Source organism: Streptomyces sp. NPDC059875, from assembly GCF_042731085.1.
GTDB lineage: Bacteria > Actinomycetota > Actinomycetes > Streptomycetales > Streptomycetaceae > Streptomyces.
In genome coordinates, this window is the sequence record NZ_JBHWJZ010000026.1 from 74,611 (window position 1) to 92,806 (window position 18,196).

At 72.2% G+C, this 18,196-nt stretch carries 12 protein-coding genes; 6 read left to right on the plus strand and 6 right to left on the minus strand.

Going from position 1 to position 18,196, the window contains the following annotated elements:
* Positions 1 to 80 precede the first annotated feature (80 nt).
* The gene (locus ACFV9D_RS28105) at positions 81 to 3,842 is read right to left on the minus strand and encodes a S8 family serine peptidase (RefSeq protein ID WP_385151955.1); all 3,762 of its coding nucleotides are present in this window, start codon (positions 3,840 to 3,842) and stop codon (positions 81 to 83) included.
* A gap of 233 nt (positions 3,843 to 4,075) precedes the next feature.
* On the opposite strand from ACFV9D_RS28105, the gene ACFV9D_RS28110 reads away from it, so the two are divergent.
* The 3 genes from ACFV9D_RS28110 (at position 4,076) to ACFV9D_RS28120 (ending at position 6,185) form a co-directional block, all read left to right on the plus strand.
* The gene (locus tag ACFV9D_RS28110) at positions 4,076 to 5,059 is read left to right on the plus strand and encodes a helix-turn-helix domain-containing protein (protein WP_385151958.1); all 984 of its coding nucleotides are present in this window, start codon (positions 4,076 to 4,078) and stop codon (positions 5,057 to 5,059) included.
* A 152-nt stretch (positions 5,060 to 5,211) separates the two neighbouring features.
* Positions 5,212 to 5,694 carry a DUF456 domain-containing protein gene (locus ACFV9D_RS28115; RefSeq protein WP_385151961.1) on the plus strand — a complete coding sequence of 161 codons (483 nt, stop codon included), beginning with the start codon at positions 5,212 to 5,214 and terminating at the stop codon, positions 5,692 to 5,694.
* 80 nt (positions 5,695 to 5,774) lie between these two features.
* Positions 5,775 to 6,185 (plus strand): PPOX class F420-dependent oxidoreductase, encoded by a 411-nt coding sequence (locus ACFV9D_RS28120; RefSeq protein WP_385151964.1) that lies wholly within the window; start codon positions 5,775 to 5,777, stop codon positions 6,183 to 6,185.
* On the opposite strand, the gene ACFV9D_RS28125 is transcribed toward ACFV9D_RS28120, so the two are convergent.
* The 3 genes from ACFV9D_RS28125 to rsgA all read right to left on the minus strand — a co-directional run bounded on the left by ACFV9D_RS28125 (position 6,157) and on the right by rsgA (position 9,176).
* Complete coding sequence (locus ACFV9D_RS28125; protein WP_385151967.1) at positions 6,157 to 6,597, minus strand: GNAT family N-acetyltransferase; 441 nt, start codon at positions 6,595 to 6,597, stop codon at positions 6,157 to 6,159. The two genes, ACFV9D_RS28120 and ACFV9D_RS28125, sit on opposite strands and share 29 nt — an antisense overlap.
* 4 nt (positions 6,598 to 6,601) lie before the next feature.
* Positions 6,602 to 7,969: a bifunctional transcriptional activator/DNA repair enzyme AdaA gene (locus tag ACFV9D_RS28130; RefSeq protein WP_385151970.1), complete on the minus strand. Its 1,368-nt coding sequence runs from the start codon at positions 7,967 to 7,969 to the stop codon at positions 6,602 to 6,604.
* Between the two features lie 88 nt (positions 7,970 to 8,057).
* A complete protein-coding gene (rsgA, locus tag ACFV9D_RS28135; RefSeq protein WP_385151973.1) occupies positions 8,058 to 9,176 on the minus strand; it encodes a ribosome small subunit-dependent GTPase A in 1,119 nt (372 codons plus the stop codon).
* Between the two features lie 285 nt (positions 9,177 to 9,461).
* Between rsgA and argG the strand changes: the two genes are divergently transcribed.
* The 3 genes from argG (at position 9,462) to ACFV9D_RS28150 (ending at position 15,834) form a co-directional block, all read left to right on the plus strand.
* Positions 9,462 to 10,916, plus strand: coding sequence for an argininosuccinate synthase (gene argG / locus ACFV9D_RS28140; RefSeq protein ID WP_385151975.1), 1,455 nt, complete (start codon positions 9,462 to 9,464; stop codon positions 10,914 to 10,916).
* A 132-nt stretch (positions 10,917 to 11,048) separates the two neighbouring features.
* Complete coding sequence (locus ACFV9D_RS28145) at positions 11,049 to 14,957, plus strand: AAA family ATPase (RefSeq protein WP_385151978.1); 3,909 nt, start codon at positions 11,049 to 11,051, stop codon at positions 14,955 to 14,957.
* A gap of 115 nt (positions 14,958 to 15,072) precedes the next feature.
* The gene (locus tag ACFV9D_RS28150; RefSeq protein WP_385152058.1) at positions 15,073 to 15,834 is read left to right on the plus strand and encodes a MerR family transcriptional regulator; all 762 of its coding nucleotides are present in this window, start codon (positions 15,073 to 15,075) and stop codon (positions 15,832 to 15,834) included.
* A gap of 73 nt (positions 15,835 to 15,907) precedes the next feature.
* On the opposite strand, the gene ACFV9D_RS28155 is transcribed toward ACFV9D_RS28150, so the two are convergent.
* Entirely contained in the window at positions 15,908 to 16,765 is an 858-nt protein-coding gene (locus ACFV9D_RS28155) for a sulfurtransferase (protein WP_385151981.1), read from the minus strand.
* A 64-nt stretch (positions 16,766 to 16,829) separates the two neighbouring features.
* Positions 16,830 to 18,194, minus strand: coding sequence for a rhodanese-like domain-containing protein (locus tag ACFV9D_RS28160; protein WP_385151984.1), 1,365 nt, complete (start codon positions 18,192 to 18,194; stop codon positions 16,830 to 16,832).
* Positions 18,195 to 18,196 lie beyond the last annotated feature (2 nt).

Consider the following 18,196-nt stretch of genomic DNA (forward strand, 5'->3'; position numbering starts at 1 on the left):
AGAAACCGGGACATGACGAAAAAGAGGTCCGCCGGGCGACCCCACCCCCCACGGGAAGGACGCCCGGCGGACCGGCGTGATCAGCGCACGTCGTAAGCGCGGACCACGGTCTGGGTGACGGAGTTGCCGTTGGCGTCCGTCAGTTCGGTCTTCAGGGTGACCGGCTTGCCTGCCGCGCCCGCGTGGTTCACGGTCGCGGTCCAGGCGCCGCCCTGCTGCGAGACCTGCGCCTCCGTCCAGGTCGTGCCTCCGTCGTAGGAGTACGAGAGCCTGGCCGAGGTGAGAGCGGCGGGCGTGTAGCCCGCGTGACCCGTCGCGGTGAGGACGATCTTCTGGCCGTCGGTCGCGGCGAGGGTCTTCAGTCCGTCCTCCGGCAGGGTGTACCGGGGAAAGAGAATCGGGATGCCTTGAGAGTAGACGCTCTCGTCGAGCTTGGAGGTGAATTCCCACACCGAGTTGACGGAAGTGGAGCGGTTCCACACCTTGCTGCCGATCTTCATGACGTTCTGTTCGAGCGTGTACGTGCCTCGCTCGGACGGGACTTCGAAGACCCCGAACGGCCATGCGGACTCGCCGAGCACCTCGCCGTCCCTGCTCAGCCGGACGTTGCCGATGTCGCCGAAGGATCCGGGCTGGGCGTAGTGGGTGTTGTCGCCCCACAGGGAGTCGGCGAAGCCGATGAGGTTGCCCTGGCGCTCCGCGACGAGGACCGGCTCACCGGCCGCGTCCTGCGGGGCGGTCGGGGCGACGACGCCGTCGTACCAGCGCTCCGTGCGCTTCTCCCCCGCCTTGTACGCGCGCTTGGCCCCGATCATGAACTCGCCGAACGGGAAGCTGGAGGACAGCACCTGGTCCCACTGGGTGTCCCCGGCCGTGTAGTACTCCGTCCGGGTGCCCGGCGCCGGGACCGGCTCGACCGCGCCGAAGTAGACGGACGTGCCGTTCGGCCGGTACGCCGCCGCGTTGTCGATGAAGTCGGTGGTGACGCCCATCGAGCCGTAGGTGGACTCGGTGCGGCCCAGCTGTCCGTCGCGGACCTGGTAGGTCCTGTCGTCGCGGATCGAACCGGTCTCGGGGAAGGCGAGGTTGTAGAGGTACGGGCTCTTCGCCGTGGCCTTCCAGGAGAGGGTGACCTCGCCGGCGGAGAGCTTGCCGAGCAGCGCCGCGCCCTCGGCGGAGTCGACGGCGAGGACCGGGAACCCGGCTCCCGTGAAGCCTGCCGTCGGGTACCAGCGGGCGGTCGAGGTGCGGTACGCGAGGACCGCGACGGCCCCCGCGGCCTTGGCGGTCCGGGCGACGGTCGCCACGTTGGTGGAGGTGTCCGGGAAGCGGACCAGGGCGACGCGGCCCTGGACGCCGGCGGCCGTCAGCTCCGCGGGGGTTCCGGTGCCCGCGTCGACGAGGCGGGCGGAGTCGGCGCCGTCGAGGTTGTCGGAGCCGAGGGAGCCGGTGACCGGGTGCAGGACGGTGCCGTCACCCGTCTTCAGCTCGGAGATCTGCGGGGCGGCGGTGCGCCAGTAGCTGCCGAACTCGAAGTCGCCCTCGTCGGCGCGGCCTTCGACCGAGGCGTAGTAGCCGCGGATCGAGCGGGTACCTGCGGCCGTGCCGGCATGCAGCCAGGTGTCGTCCCAGGAGCGGGCGAACGCCAGGGTGGTGCCGCGCTGTTCACCGGGCTTGTCGGTCCGCACCGACAGCTTGTGGGCCGTGCGGGCGTCGAGGACGACGGTGGTGTCCTTCTTCACCTCGATCTGCGGGCGGGCCAGGTAGCTGAGCGAGTCGTTCAGCGTGGCGCCCTCGCCCGCGTCCGGGGTGGTGACGAAGGAGGAGAGGAAGTAGCTGCCGGGCCGCACCTGGAAGACCTGGTCGCCGGCGCCCTCGTTGAAGCGACGCTCGCCGCTCGCGGTGTCGGTGCCGATGACGTCGAGGGAGGACGCGCCGTCGGCGGGCTCGCCCTGACGGTCGATCAACTTGACGCGCAGGGTGACCGTTTCGGGCTGGACGTAGAGCGAGAACGGCGTCGAGACGTGCACGCCGCCGGGGCCGGTGGCCACGACGCGGCCGGTGACGTCGCCGTACTGGGCGCGCTCCAGCCGGGCGGCCGGGTCCAGGTGGAGCGGGACCCCGACGGCCGCGCCGGCCGGGACGGTCACGGTGCGCTTGCCGAGCCGGGCGACGGAGGACCGGACGCGCGAGCCGTCGTTGCCGGTGACCTTCTCGACGGCGAGCGTCAGGGTGACGGCCGTGTCCGAGGTGTTGGTGTACGGGACGGCGACGGAGCTGCGGTCGCTGCTGTCCTGGGGCCAGTTGAAGGTGCCGCCCTGGACGGCGTCGGCGCCGAGGACCGTCTGGTCGATCGCGGCCTTGACGTCGAGCCGGCCGCCGCCGACCTCACGGACGTCGCCGGGCACGGAGCTCATTGCGGAGGAGACGAGCGCGGCCTTGATCTGCTGGGCCGTCCAGTCCGGGTGGCGCTGCTTGACGATGGCGGCGGCGCCCGCGACGTGCGGGGTGGCCATCGACGTACCGGACATGGACTGGTAGGCGTACACGCCCCGGCCGCCCGCCGCGGCGGCGGAGATGCCGACGCCGGGGGCCGCGATCTCCGGCTTGAGGGTGTGGTTGACGATCGTCGGGCCGCGGCTGGAGAAGTACGCGGTGGAGTCGTCGCGGTCGGTGGCGCCGACGGTCAGTACGTCGGGGGCGCAGCCGGGCGAGGAGACGGTGTTGAGCGTCGGGCCGGAGTTTCCGGCGGCGATGACGAACAACGTGTCCTTGTTCTGGGCGAGTTCCTGTGCGGCGACGCTCATCGGGTCGGTGCAGTCGGTGGGTACGGAGCTGCCGAGGCTCATGGAGACCACGTCGGCGCCCTGGGCGACGGCCCATTCCATGCCGGCGATGATCCAGGAGGCGGCGCCGGAGCCGTAGTCGTTGAGCACCTTGCCGTTGAGGAGCTCCGCGCCGGGCGCGACGCCCTTCTTCCTGCCGTCGCTCGCCGCGCCGGAGCCGCCGACGGTGGAGATGGTGTGGGTGCCGTGGCCCCCGCGGTCCTCGGAGGTGTCGGAGTCGGTGAAGTTCTCCGAGGCGACGACCCGGCCCTTGAGGTCGGGGTGCTGGGTGTCGGCGCCGGTGTCGAGGACGGCGACCTTGGTGCCCTTGCCGTCGTAGCCGGCGGCCCAGGCCTCGGGGGCGTGGACCTGCTGGGTCGAGCGCTCCAGGGTGGCCTCGACCTTGCGGTCGAGCCAGAGCTTCTTCAGGCCGGCGGCGGACCGGGCGGCGGGGGCGTTCACGTCCGCCCAGAAGGCGGCGGCCTGCTTCTTGTCGGCCTTGAGGGCGACGCCGTCGACGGCCTTGAGGACCTGGCCGCGCTGGGCTCCGCGCGGGGCGGCCGGGACGGAGCGGGCGAGGTCGGAGCCGTAGACCGCGATCAGGGGCAGCGTCTTGGTGCCGGCGTCGTCGTAACCCTGCCGGATCAGGCCGGTGACGTTGAAGAGTTCCTCGTCGACGCGGCCCGCGGCGAGGGCGGCGGTGGCGTCCTCGGGGTAGACGTAGAGGTCCTGGCCGGAGCGGCGGGTCTGGACGAAGGGCACGGTCCCGTCCTCGCGCGGCAGTGCGGCGGCGGCCGGGTTGCCGGTCGCGTCGCGGGTGACGAGGACCCGGTCGCCGGTCACCAGGGTGACGGTCGCGGTCCGTTCCCCGGCGCGGGCCCGGGCCTCGCTGCCGACCAGCGGTCGATTGCCGGTCGGGTCGTCCTGCGGCGCGGCGGCCATGGACGGCGCGACCGCGGTGACGGCCAGGACGGCGGCGGTCGCCGCCCCCAGGGCCGTACGCGAAATCGGGCGCATCGCTCTCCCCATCTGATTCCGGCACAAGGGCAGGCAAAAGCGCCGAGTCCGGAGGCTGTTGGTGCTGCGGTGGCGCCACATTGGCAGAGGTGAGGGTGGTGCAGGGATGATGGGCGCGGCGGGAATGCGCCGTGGCCGATTCCCGCCAGGGCACCAACGGAACGAATGCGTCCGGTGAACGTCCCGGGAATGTCCGGGACGTCCTGGGACGTCCGGCGAGGGGTGGGGCAGCGATGCTGGGAGCGATAGGTCTCGACGAACGGCAGGAGTCCGCGTATCGCGCGCTCGTGGCGCTGGGGGCGGCCGAGGTGACGGATCTGGCGCACCGGCTCGCGCTGCCCGAGACGGACACCGAGCGGGCGCTGCGGCGCCTGGAGTCGCAGGGGCTCGCCGCGCAGTCCTCGGCGCGGACCGGGCGGTGGGTCGCGGCGCCGCCGGGGGTCGCGCTCGGCGCGCTGCTGACGCAGCAGCGGCACGAGCTGGAGCAGGCCGAGCTGGCGGCGGCGCTCCTGGCGGAGGAGTACCGCGCGGAGGCGGCGGAACCTGCCGTCCACGACCTCGTCGAGGTGGTGACCGGCGCGAGCGCCGTCACCCACCGCTTCCTCCAGCTCCAGCTGGGGGCGACGGAGGAGGTCTGCGCGCTGGTGACGGGCAAGCCGATCGCGGTGACCGGCATGGAGAACGACGCGGAGGAGATGGCGGCCGAGCGGGGCGTGCGCTACCGGGTGGTCGTCGAGCGGGAGGTCATGACCCTGCCCTCGGGGATCGTCGAGCTCTCGGCGGCGCTCGGCCGCGACGAGCAGATCCGGGTGGTGGACCGGGTGCCGACCAAGCTGGTGGTCGCGGACCGGGCCCTCGCGATGGTCCCGCTGACGGGCCGCGGCGCGGAGCCGGCCGCCCTCGTGGTGCACGCGAGCGGGCTCCTGGAGTCCCTGATGGGCCTCTTCGAGGCGGTCTGGCGCGACGCGCTGCCGTTGCGGCTCGGCGCGGGGGCGCAGGTCATGGAGACGGAGGTGCCGGGCCCGGACGCCACGGACCTGGAGATCCTCTCGCTGCTCCTGGCCGGCATGACGGACGCGAGCGTGGCCAAGCAGCTCGATCTGGGCCTGCGCACGGTCCAGCGCCGGGTGAAGGGCCTGATGGAGCTGACGGGCGTGACGACGCGGCTCCAGCTGGGCTGGCACGCGTACGAGAAGGGGTGGGTGGCGCGCGGATAGCGCCGGGCGCCGGACCGGCGCGGCCCCCGTCGGTACGCCGGGCGCGCCCCACGCCGTACGTACGCCGGACACGCCCCACGTCGTACGTGACTGTGCCCCCCGTACGTACGCTGCGACCTGCGAGAAGATCATCCGTCCTGCACCCTTGACAGATGGGTGTGTGGCAGCTGTTGCTCGTCGCGATGGTCATGCTGCTCGGCCTGTTCGGGGTGCTGGCTCCCGGCGTGCCGGGGCCGTGGCTGGTGTGGGCCGCCATGCTCTGGTGGTCCCTGAACGAGCAGACCGGGCTCGCCTGGATCCTGCTCGTCGCCTCCACCGCGCTGCTCCTGCTCACCCAGGTGGTCGTGTGGCAGCTGCCGCAGCGCCGGATCCGCGGGGTCGGCATCACCCGGCGGATGGTGACCTACGCCGGGGTCGGTGCGTTCCTCGGCTTCTTCCTGATCCCCGTGCTCGGCGCGATCCCCGGTTTCATCGGCGGGATCTACCTCTCCGAACGGCTCCGCCTCGGTGGCCACGGCCAGGCCAGGGCCTCCACGCGGACGGTGATGCGCGCGGCGGGGACGAGCATTCTCGTGGAGCTTTTCTCCTGCCTGCTGATCGTCGGGGCCTGGTTCGGCGCCGTGATCTCGGGCTGAGGTCCTAGGACCGATCGGCCCCGCGCATCGGCCGGATCGCCGCTGCGCGGGGGCCCGTCGGGGGCGACCCAGGCCCCCTGGTGGGTTTAGAGGGCGTAAACCCCGCGGGGCGCGCCAACCAGCGGGCCCAACGGGATGCCCCGAAGGCCACCGTCGATCCCGGGGGCCAGCCGCAGGCCAACCCGGTCGGCTTCTTCCCACAGGAGGACGGCACGGTCCTGGTGGGCGGGGCTGCCATGGGCAGCTCCAAGAAGTGGCGCAACCTCCGGGCCAACCCCAAGGTGGCGCTGGTCGTCGACGATCTCGCGAGCGTACGGCCCTGGCGGGTGCGCGGGGTGGAGATCCGGGGAGTGGCCGAGCTCCTGGTCGGGCCGCACGAGCTCGGCCCGCACTTCAGCCAGGAGGTCATCCGGATCCATCCCCGCCGGATCCACAGCTGGGGCCTTCCGGCCACCGACGCGACTACTTCGGAAGATCGATCTGGTACTTGATGAAGCCGGTGTCGCGGGCGACCTTGTCGTAGAGGTGCCGTGCGGTGGTGTTGGACGCCTGGGTGTTCCAGTAGACCCGGTCGCAGCCCTGCTCCTTCGCCCACTCCGTCACGGCGGCGATCAGGGCGCGGGCGACGCCCTTGCCGCGCGCCTCGGGATCGGTGAACAGGTCCTGGAGGTAGCAGACGTCCGGTCCCGACGTGCTGGGGTGGACGAAGAAGTGGGTGAAGCCGACGACGCGGCCGTCGAGCCGGGCGGCCAGGGCGTGCAGCCGGGTGCCGTCCTGGAAGGCGGTCCAGGCCCGCTCGTACATCGCGTCGGGCTCGCTGCGACCGTAGAAGTCGATGTACGCGCGGAAGAGCCGCTCCCAGGCGTCGCGGTCGTCGGGTCCGAGCAGGTCTGTGCTGATCATGGGCTCATTCTGCCGCCGCCGGTACGAGCTCCAGATACCGGTGTGCGTACGACCGCCAGGGCCGCCAGGACTCGGCGTCCGGACCGCCCTCGGGGGCCACGTCGGGGTCGCCGAGGGCGCGCATCCGGATGAGGGCGGCCTGGGCGGCCGTGACGCCGGGAAGGGCGCGCAGGGCCCGTTCCGCCTCGTCGCGGTCGGCGCCCGGATCGAGGCGTACGGCCCCGGTGGCGAGCGCCTCCGCGAGCGGGCCTGCCACCGGGTGGGCGGTGAGCGCGGCGGGCGCGGGGAAGAGGTGGGTCAGGGTGCCACAGACGCTGTCGAGGGGCGTGCCGTGGGCCGGGACCAGCCGCGCCGCCTCCTCGGGGCCCACCAGCGTCCGTACGGCGTACTCCTCCGGGTCGGCGGCGCCCGGCGACCGTACGCCGGGGCGGGCCGCGACCCGCGCCGCGAGTCCGGGGTCGGCGCCGAGACGCTCGGCGACGGCGTAGGGATCGGCGTCGAGGTCGAGGAGCCGGCGCAGCCGCTGGACGGCGGTGGTCAGGTCGCGCAGGTCGGTGAGGTGGATCCGGGCCTCCAGCCAGGGCCCGGCGGAGCGCTCGTCGACGGAGACGATGCCGGTGCCGTACGGGAGGCGGAGCGTACGGCGGTAGGTGCGGGTGCCGGGGGCGCCGAGCACCTCCTCGACGTGCGGAAGGGCCTCGGCGGCGAGCAGGTCGAAGACCTCGCGGACGGCGTACGGGCCGCGGTGGGCGAGCCGCAGCGGCACCCCGGCGGCGAGGGCGGTCCGGGCGCCGGCCCCGGTGCCGGACTCGGTGCGCAGCTCGGAGGGGGTACGGGCGTAGATGCGGCGGATCGTGTCGTTGAACTGGCGCACGCTGGCGAAGCCGGACGCGAAGGCGATCTCGGTGATCGGGAGCCCGGTGGTCTGCAGGAGCAGCCGGGCGGTGTGGGCCCGCTGGGCGCGGGCGAGGGCGATCGGGCCCGCGCCGAGCTCGGCCGTGAGCTGCCGCTGCACCTGGCGGGCGCTGTAGCCGAGCCGCCCGGCGAGCCCGGGGACGCCCTCCCGGTCGACGACTCCGTCCCCGATCATCCGCATGGCGCGCCCGACGACGTCGGCGCGGACGTTCCACTCGGCGGACCCGGGCACGGCGTCGGGCCGGCAGCGCCGGCAGGCCCGGAAGCCGTGGCCCTGGGCGGCGGCCGCGGTGGGGAAGAAGGTGACGTTCTTCCGCTTGGGTGTGACGGCGGGGCAGCTGGGCCGGCAGTAGATCCCGGTCGTCTCGACGGCGAAGAAGAACGCGCCGTCGAACCGGGCGTCCCGGCTGCTGACCGCCTCGTACCTGGTGTCCTCGATGGTTGCCTGGTCCGTCACGCGTTCCAGTGTGCGGGAGCCCCGGGTGCTCGGCTGGCGGTTTTCGGACACCGCGCTGCCCCCGGGGCCCCACAGCGGGACCGACGGCCTACCGGCCCGAGTGCCGCGCGCCGCCGCCGCGCTTGGCCTCCATCGCGGCGCGGCCCTCGGCACCCTTCCGCTTCCAGTCCTTGAGCATCTCGGCGCGGACCCGGGCGTCCGTCTTGGCGACGATGCGCTGGTTCTCGCGCAGGAGCTTGCGGTAGCTCTCCAGCCGGCGCACCGACAGCGAGCCGTCCTCGACCGCCGCCGTCACGGCGCAGCCGGGCTCCGCCTCGTGGGCGCAGTCGTGGAAGCGGCACTCCTCCGCCAGCTGCTCGATCTCGGAGAATGCCTGACCGACCCCGGCCTCGGCGTCCCAGAGCCCGACGCCGCGCAGGCCGGGGGTGTCGATGAGGACGCCGCCCCCGGGCAGTACGAGCAGATTGCGCGTGGTCGTGGTGTGGCGGCCCTTGCCGTCCACGTCACGAGCGGCGTTGACGCTCATCACGTCCTCGCCGAGGAGGGTGTTGGCGAGCGTGGACTTCCCGGCGCCGGAGACTCCGAGCAGCACGCTGGTGCCGCTCGCCACGACCGCGGAGAGCACGTCGAGCCCCTCGCCGGTGGTGGAGCTGACGGGCAGCACCTGCACGCCCGGCGCCACGCCCTCCACGTCCTCGACGAGGTACGAGAGTCCGACCGGGTCGGGGACGAGGTCGGCCTTGCTGAGCACGACGAGGGGCTGCGCGCCGGACTCCCAGGCCAGGGCGAGGAAGCGCTCCACGCGGCCGAGGTCCAGCTCGACGGCGAGCGAGACCGTGATGATCGCGTGGTCGACGTTGGCGGCGAGGATCTGCCCCTCGGACCGCTTGGACGAGGTGGACCTCGCGAACGCCGTGCGGCGCGGCAGCAGGGTCCGTACGTACTGGGGGTCGCCGGCCGCGTCGACGGCGACCCAGTCCCCCGTGCAGACGACCTTCAGCGGGTCGCGGGGAACGACGAACTCGGTGTCGCCGCGGACGGTGCCGACGGGGGTGACCACATCGCACCGACCGCGGTCGACCCGCAGGACTCGGCCGGGCAGCAGCCCCTGCTCGGCGTACGGCGCGAAGGCGGCTTCCCAGCCGTCGTCCCAGCCGTAGGGAGCGAGAGCATGCGAAGCCGAAGCCTGAAGAGAAGAAAAAGACAAGGGGTGACCCTTCACAAGGGTGGCCCCGGCACGCGCACTCGGGCGCGAGAAAGATGAAGGAAGGTCAGCCGGAGACCACGGAGGTGGAGTTGATGCACTTCTGGATGAGCGCGGCGCCCGTCGTCATGACAGCCATCGGTCACACCTCCTGGATCACACACAGCGACACGTGCGGACAGCTCACGGCTGCCCGCAGGAACGTCCACACCCTAGCCAGGCCCCCACCGGCCGCGCGAAGCATTTTTTCGCTTTGCATAACCATGCGATCTGTTGCATACTCTCCCTATGTCCAAGGTCCTCACCTCCCTTCCGGCCGGCGAGCGCGTCGGCATCGCCTTCTCGGGCGGTCTCGACACCTCCGTCGCGGTCGCGTGGATGCGCGACAAGGGTGCCGTCCCGTGCACCTACACCGCCGACATCGGCCAGTACGACGAGCCCGACATCGCCTCGGTGCCCGGCCGCGCCAAGACCTACGGCGCCGAGATCGCGCGTCTGGTCGACTGCCGCGCGGCGCTGGTCGAGGAGGGCCTGGCCGCGCTCACCTGCGGGGCGTTCCACATCCGCTCGGGCGGGCGCGCCTACTTCAACACCACGCCGCTCGGCCGCGCCGTCACCGGCACGCTGCTCGTCCGCGCGATGCTCGAGGACGACGTCCAGATCTGGGGCGACGGCTCGACCTTCAAGGGCAACGACATCGAGCGGTTCTACCGCTACGGTCTGCTCGCCAACCCGCACCTGCGGATCTACAAGCCCTGGCTGGACGCGGACTTCGTGACCGAGCTCGGCGGCCGCAAGGAAATGTCGGAGTGGCTCGTCGCCCACGACCTGCCCTACCGCGACAGCACGGAGAAGGCGTACTCCACCGACGCCAACATCTGGGGTGCCACCCACGAGGCCAAGACCCTGGAGCACCTGGACACCGGTGTGGAGACCGTGGAGCCCATCATGGGCGTGCGGTTCTGGGACCCGTCGGTCGAGATCGCCCCCGAGGACGTGACGATCGGCTTCGACCAGGGCCGTCCGGTGACGATCAACGGCGAGCGGTTCGCCTCCGCCGTCGACCTGGTGATGGAGGCCAACGCCATCGGCGGCCGGCACGGCATGGGCATGTCGGACCAGATCGAGAACCGGATCATCGAGGCCAAGAGCCGTGGCATCTACGAGGCGCCCGGCATGGCCCTGCTGCACGCGGCGTACGAGCGCCTGGTCAACGCGATCCACAACGAGGACACCCTCGCCCAGTACCACAACGAGGGACGGCGCCTCGGCCGGCTGATGTACGAGGGCCGGTGGCTGGACCCGCAGGCGCTGATGGTGCGGGAGTCGCTGCAGCGCTGGGTCGGCGCGGCCGTCACCGGCGAGGTGACGCTGCGGCTGCGCCGCGGCGAGGACTACTCGATCCTCGACACCACGGGCCCGGCGTTCAGCTACCACCCGGACAAGCTGTCCATGGAGCGCACCGAGGACTCGGCCTTCGGCCCGGTCGACCGGATCGGCCAGCTCACCATGCGCAACCTCGACATCGCCGACTCGCGCGCCAAGCTGGAGCAGTATGCCGCGATCGGCCTGATCGGCACCGGCACTCCCGCCGTCGGCGCCGCCCAGGCGGCCGCGGCCGGGCTGATCGGCACCATGACGGAGCTGCCGGAGGGCGGCGCCGAGGCCATCGCCTCCCGCGGCGAGGTCTCCGAGGAGGACGCGCTGCTGGACCGCGCCGCGATGGAGTCCGGCACGGACTGACAACTCACCCGAGGAAGGGCCGACTTGGCGCCGCCGGCGTCGAGTCGGCCCTTCCTTGGTGCGGCATGGCCATGTCCTCCCCCTGTCCGTAGCATCGCGTCACACATGCAACATGCCTTTCGGAGACGGGGGATGTACATGGAGGACGTCGAGCTGCACGCGTGGGCCACCGAGCCGGGCACGGTGTACCGATCGGCGCGGGACATGGTCGTCATCCACGGCGGAGTGACCCAACAGCACCACGAGCACTACCACTCCGGTGGCGAGCACGCGTCGAGGACCTCCGCGCCCTCGGAGGGCGAGAACAGTCCGTACCCCGGACTGCGCTCGTTCGACACCGACGAGGCCGAGTGGTTCTTCGGCCGGGAGGCCCTCGTCAGCAGGGTCATGAACCGGCTCGAGCGCTGCCGGGCCGATCACAGCCCGCTGGTCGTCGTCGCGCCGTCCGGGGCGGGCAAGTCGTCCCTGCTCCGGGCGGGGGTCCTGCCGGGCCTGGCCCAGGGCCGTCTGCCGGGATCCCGGCACTGGCCGCACCTGCTGCTGACCCCCACGGCCGAGCCGCTCGCGGCGCTCGCCTCGGGCCTCGGCAGGCTGACCGGAACCGAACCCGCGCTGATGACCGAGGCGATGGAGGCCGGAGGCGACCGGCTGAGCACCTTGGTGCGCGAGCGTCTTGAGCTCCCACCGGACGGCCGGGTCGTGCTCGTCGTCGACCAGCTGGAGGAGCTCTTCACCGTCTGCGCGGACGAGGCCGCCCGCCGCCGCTTCGTCGACGTGCTCGCCGGCCTGACGGGTGCGGCGCCGGCCGAGAGCGATGCACCCGGCAGCGAGACGCCCGTCGCCCTGGCCGTCTACGGACTGCGCGCGGACTTCTACGGCTCCTGCAGCGCCTTCCCCTATCTGCGCGACGCCCTGGTGGAACGTCAGGTCATCGTCGGACCGATGAGCGACGACGAGGTCCGCCGGGCGGTGACCATGCCCGCCGAACGCGCCCGTCTGACGCTCGCGCCCGGTCTCGTGGACGTCGTCCTGCGCGACCTGCGGGGCAGCGCCCCACGCGACGAGGGCGCGTACGAGGCCGGACGATTACCTCTTCTCGCCCACGCCCTGCGGGCCACCTGGCTGGAGCGCAGGGGCGACACGCTGACCGTGGACAGCTACCGCGACACCGGCGGCATCGACGGCGCGGTGGCGGCCACCGCCGAGGAGGAGTTCGGGAAGCTGACGCCGTCCGCGCAGCGGGCGGCACGGCTGATGTTCCTCGGCCTCGTCAGGATCGGCGAGGACGGCGAGGTGACCCGCCGGCGACGGACCCGCGCCGACCTGCTACTCGCCGCCGCCGACCCGAAGGAGGTGCCCGATCTCGCGGAGCGCTTCACCCGCGCCCGCCTGCTCACCCAGGGCGTGGACGGGCGGGAGGGCACGGTCACCGTCGAGGTCACGCACGAGGCACTGCTGTGGGCGTGGCCCCGGTTGCACCGCGACTGGATCGGGACGGGCAGGAGCGGCATACCGGTACGGCAGGAGGTGGAGGAGGCGGCCGTGGCCTGGGAGCGCGGAGGCCGCAAGGACATGACTGCGCTGTTCCGGGGAGCCAGGCTCGAACTGGCCCGCTCCTGGGCCTCGGGGGCGAGCCCGGAGGACCTCGCGCCCCTGGTGACGCCCCTGGTCACACGGTTCCTCGCCGCCTCCGAGCGGCAGGAGCGCCGGGGCCGCCGGCTCCGGCGCGGTGCGGTGGCCACCGTCTCCCTACTGGCGGTGCTGGCCATGGTGGCGGCGACCGTCGCGTTCCAGCAGAGCCGTAACGCCCTCGAGCAGCGCGACAACGCCATCTTCGACCGGGTCAGTGCCGAGGCGGACCGCCAGCGCGAGACCGACGGCGCGCTGGCCGCGCAACTCGACCTCGTCGCCCATCGGATGCGTCCGACGGACCGGCTGAACACACGGCTGACGACTGCGGCAACCTCGGTGCTGCCCTCGACCCTGCCAGGCCATTTCGGCACGGCCCCACCGGTCGCGTTCGGCCCGGAAGGACGACTGGCCACCGGCGGGAGCTCCCTGCGGTTCTGGGACACCAAGAAGGCGCCCCGCCCGGCGCCCCTGACCGCCGAACCCAAGGCGGAGAAGGAGACCCACGCGTCCGCGATCGCGTACAACGCGAAGGGCGACCTGCTCGCCCGCGGCGGCGGGGACGGCAAGGTACAGCTCCTGGACGTCTCCGACCCCAAGCGTCCTGTGGCGCTGAACGCACCGTGGTCGTCGGCCCAGCGGGGCCTCGTGGTGAGCCTGCAGTTCAGCCCCGACAGCCGGACCCTGGCCGTCGTCGTCACGGACATCAGCGGCAGCGAGACCAGCGGGACCGTGTACCTGATCGACGTCAGCGATCCGCGGCGGCCACGAACAGCGAGCACGGTGGTGTCCGCCAAATGGCAGATCATCACGTCCGTGGCCTACAACCGTGACGGCCGCACCCTCGCCGTCACCGGGGGCACGGGACGCCCCGGCAGCGACCGCAGACTCCTCGTGCGGCTGTGGAACGTGTCGGATCCGGCCCGGCCCAAGGCGCTCGGCGGCGAGCTGGGCGAGCATTGGGGCATCGTCAACAGGGCGGCCTTCAGCCCCGTCGCCGCTGTTCTGGCCACCGCCGGGGGTGACGGAAGGGTGCGGATCTGGGACGTGTCCGACACTCGTCGGCCGAAGGTGACCAACACCTTGTTCCCCGGGACGACGGTCACCTCTCTCGCGTTCAGCCCGGGCGGCCACCTGCTCGCCGCCGGGGACAACTCCGGGAACATCAACATCTGGAACATGGGAGACCCCGCACAGGCCAGGTGGCTCGTCCCGACCCTGCGGGGGCACAGCACGCTCGTCAGCAATCTCGCCTTCGCCCCGACCGGGCTCACGCTCGTCAGCGGCGGCGGGGACGGCAAGGTTCACTTGTGGCGGCTGCCCACGGGCCTGTCCGTCCTGGGCGGCGGCAAGGCGGCCGAAGCGCTGGCGCTGACCGACGACGGGCGGCTGCTCGCGGTGGCTTCGGGTGCCTACGTCGCCCTGTACGACCTCTCCGACCCGACCCGCCTGGACTACGTCGGTGGACTGACGGGCTCCTACGGCTCGGTGTCCTCCCTGGCCTTCATGCCCCGCAAACGCGGCTCGTCGGGCACGTCGGAGAAGAACGTGCTGGCCACCGGCGGCTGGCGCGGCGACGTCCGGCTGTGGGACGTGTCCGCCCCCACTCGGCCGGTGGCGATCGGCAACTCGCTGCCAGGGCAGACGAAACCGGTCTCCGCACTGGCCTTCGGCGCCGACGGGAGCACTCTGATCGCGGCGTCGATGGACCTCGACGGCGGTTACTACGGTGGCCTGCGTGCCTGGAACGTGGCCGATCCGACGCGCCCCGCCCCACTCGGCGGCGAGCTGGACGAGGAGGAGCTGGCGACCAAGGCCCTGGCCGTCGGAAGGCGGTCGGGCCACGTCTACTCGGCGGAGGCATTCGGCGACGTCCGGACCTGGCGAACCGGCGAGGGAACCGCTCCCGTCCGGGACGGCCGCGCGCTCGGCTCCGAGGTGGTCATCTCCCTCGACGCCCATCCACGCGCCCCGCTGGTCGCGACGGGCGGTGCGGACAGCCGGATCAGGCTCTGGGACGTGTCCCGGCCGTCCTCCCCCAAGGCCGTCGGCACGCCGCCGGTCACCGGAGGCGCGGTGTGGAGCGTCGGCTTCGCCCCGGACGGCGCCATGCTCGCGAGCGGCAACTCCATCGGCCAGATCCGGTTCTGGAACACGTCGGATCCCGCTCGCATCACCGCGTACGGTCTCCCCGTCACCGGGCACAACGCCGCAGTCAACGCGCTGCGGTACACCCCGCGTGGCGATGTGCTGGTGACCGCAGGCCAAGACGGCACCGTACGCCTCTGGCAGACCGATCCGGCCCGCGCCCGCGCGATCCTGTGCGCGTCGACACGCTCGGCGATGAACGAGACCGTGTGGAAGGAGTACGTGTCGCCGGCCCTGCCCTACGACCCGCCCTGCGGAAAGTGACGCCGACCCGACGCCGGTCCGACTTGCGGTTTCCGTTGCGTCAACTCCTACGGTCTTCTCTGTGGCCGGAGAGACCGGCCCGGCGATGGGAGGCACCGCGATGGACGGCACGTCGATGGGCTGGTCGATCGCGGACGTGGCCCGGATGTCCGGGGTGACGTCCCGGACGCTGCGGCACTACGACGAGATCGGGCTGCTCCCGCACGCGTGGATCGGAAGCAACGGGCACCGCTACTACGAGGAGGCCGATCTGCTGCGCCTGCAGCAGATCCTGCTGATGCGGGAGCTGGGCCTGGGGCTGCGCGAGATCCAGGCGGTGCTGGACAGCCAGGTCGATCGAGTGGCCGTGCTGCGCGAGCATCACCGGCGGCTGCTGAGGGAGCGGGACCGGCTGGAGACGCTGGCCCGCACGGTCGGGCGGACCATCGCCGAACTGGAGGAAGAGAAGGACGACGACAGCATGACGAAGATCAACAGGCCGGAGAACCTGTTCGAGGGCTTCGAGACCCCGGTCGACGAGCCCGAGGTGCGCGAGCGGTGGCCGGAGGCGTGGGAGGAGTCCCGCGCGGCCGTCGAGTCGATGACCGCCGAGGACCAGGAGCGGTGGCAGCGTGAGGTCACGGCGCAGATGATCCGCTTCGCGGAGTTCATGGTGGCCGGCACCCCGGTCGACGACCCGGCCGTACAGGCCGAGGTGGACGCCCACTACCAGGGCGTCTGCCGGTACTGGACCCCGAACGCCGACGCGTACAAGGGTCTCGGCCAGACCTACGTCGACGACCCGCGGTTCCGTGAGAACTACGACAGGATCGCCGACGGCCTGGCCGTCTACCAGCGCGATGCGATGGTCGCCTACGCCGACGCCCGGCTGAGCTGACCGACCACGCATTCCGCCGGGGGGCTGCAGACCCCCGGCGACAGGCGGCTCACCGCCGGCCTCTTCGAGGCGTTCACCCCATCTCGACGGGGGCCCGCACCAGGGAGCCGTACTCCGTCCAGGAACCGTCGTAGTTCTTGACGTCCGGGTAGCCGAGGAGTTCGTGGAGCGCGAACCAGGTGTGCGAGGAGCGCTCACCGATGCGGCAGTAGGCGATGACCTCCCGGTCGGGGGTGATGCCCTTGCCCGCGTACAACTCCTTCAGCTCGTCGGCCGACTTGAAGGACCCGTCCTCGTTGGCCGCCTGCGACCAGGGGATGTTGGCCGCGCCGGGGATGTGGCCGGGGACCTGGGCCTGTTCCTGGGGCAGGTGGGGCGGCGCCAGTCTCTCGCCGCGGTACTCCTCCGGGGAGCGTACGTCGACCATGCGGGCCGCGGACCCGACGCTGTCGAGGACCTCCGTGCGCATCGCCCGGAACTGGGGGTTCTCCTGGCCCGTCACCGTGAAGCCGGTGTGTTGGTGTTCCGTCACCAGCCGGGTCATGCCCCGGCCCTCCAGCTCCCACTTCTTCCGCCCGCCGTCGAGCAGCTTCACCTTGTTGAAGCCGCGCAGCCGGAGGATCCAGTAGGCGTACGCCGCGAACCAGTTGTTGTTGCCTCCGTAAAGGATCACGGTGGTGTCGTCCGCGACGCCCGCCGCGGCGAGGAGATCGCCCAGCGCGTCCCGGTCCAGGTAGTCGCGGCCCACCGCGGTGTGCAGGTCGGTGGTCCAGTTCCAGCCGACGGCCCCCGGTATGTGGGCGTGTTCGAAGACGGTCGTGTCCTCGTCCACGTCGATGACGCGAACGGTCGGGTCGTCGAGGTGGGCGGCCAGCCACTCGGTGTCCACCAGGGTCTCCGGATGTGAATAGCCGTTGGTGACCATCGTCATCTCCGTTCTCCCATGAATTGTGAGCCTCGTTGTGCCTCTTGCACTCTCGCGTCTCTTGTGCGCCTCATGCGTGGGGCATCAGGTCCTGTACGCCTCCCCTCACGACCGCCGTGACGGGGATGCCCGCCCGGTCGAGCAGGCTTGCCGCGATGGTCGCCCGGCGGCCGCTCCCGCAGACCGTCCAGACCTCGCGGTCCCGGGGTATCTCACCCAGCCGCCGGGGCAGTTCGGCGAGGGGGACGGCGTACGAGCCGGGGATTCCGCCCTCGGGGCGCTGCGGCCGGACGTCCAGCACCCACCGGTCGGCGAGGGAGCCGGCCAGGTCGGACGCGTCCGCGGTACGGAAGGAGCGCACCGGCCGGCCCGCCTCGCGCCAGGCGTCGACGCCGCCGGCGAGATGGCCCGCGACGTTCTCGTAGCCGATCCGCAGCAGTTGGAGCATCGCCTCCTCGACGGCGGCCTCGGCGGGCTCCGGCAGGACGAGGACCAGTCGGGTGCCGAACGGCACGACCTCACCGACCAGGCTCGCGAAGCGCTCGTCCAGCTCGTCGCAGAGCGAGTCCGGCAGATGGGCCCTGGCGAAGGTCCGGCGGTCCCGCCCGTCGACGAGCTGCGCGCCGCCCCCGACCAGCCCCTCGACCTCGGTCACCGACAGCGGGCGGACGGCGGGGCGGCCGCCGAGCACGTCGGGGCCGGACCGGTTGATCGGCGCCATGTAGCGGTAGTACGGGGGGTAGGGCCGCAGGCCGGAGAGCCGCTCCCGGACGAACTGCTCCTCGTTCCGGGTGCCGAGCGTGGGGTTGGTGCGCCGTTCGTCGCCCATCGTGGTGGTCCGCTCCCGGGACACCGGACCCGATGCGCAGGAGCTGCCCGCCCCGTGGGTGGGCAGTACGCGGGTGGCATCCGGGAGCAGCGAGAGCCGCCGCAGCGAGCGGAACTGCGCCTTGGTGAGTTCCTGGGTGCGGTCGGGGCCCGACAGGTCGGTGCGGCCCGCGCTGCCGACCAGCAGGCTGCCGCCGGTGAAGACGGCGGTCGGCGCTTCCCGACCGTTCTCGCACACCAGGTAGGCGGTGTGTTCGGCGGTGTGCCCGGGTGTCTCCATCGCCCGTACGACCACGTCCCCGAGGGCGATCTCGTCCTCGTCGGCGAGCGGCAGATGGTCGAAGGCGTAGGGCGCGCGGGCCGGCCCGGCGACCGTGGCGCCGGTGGCGGCGCGGACCTCCAGGGCGCCGGAGACGTAGTCGTTGTGGACGTGGGTCTCCAGGACGTACCGGATGCTCACCCCCCTGGAGCTACAGGACTCGATCAGGCCCCAGCTGTCGCGCTGGGGGTCGACCAGCGCGGCCTCGTCGCCGCTGACGAGGAGGTAGCTGGTGTCGCCGAGCGAGGCCGTGGTCAGGGGCTCGATCTCCATCGCGTGGGCGTTCATGG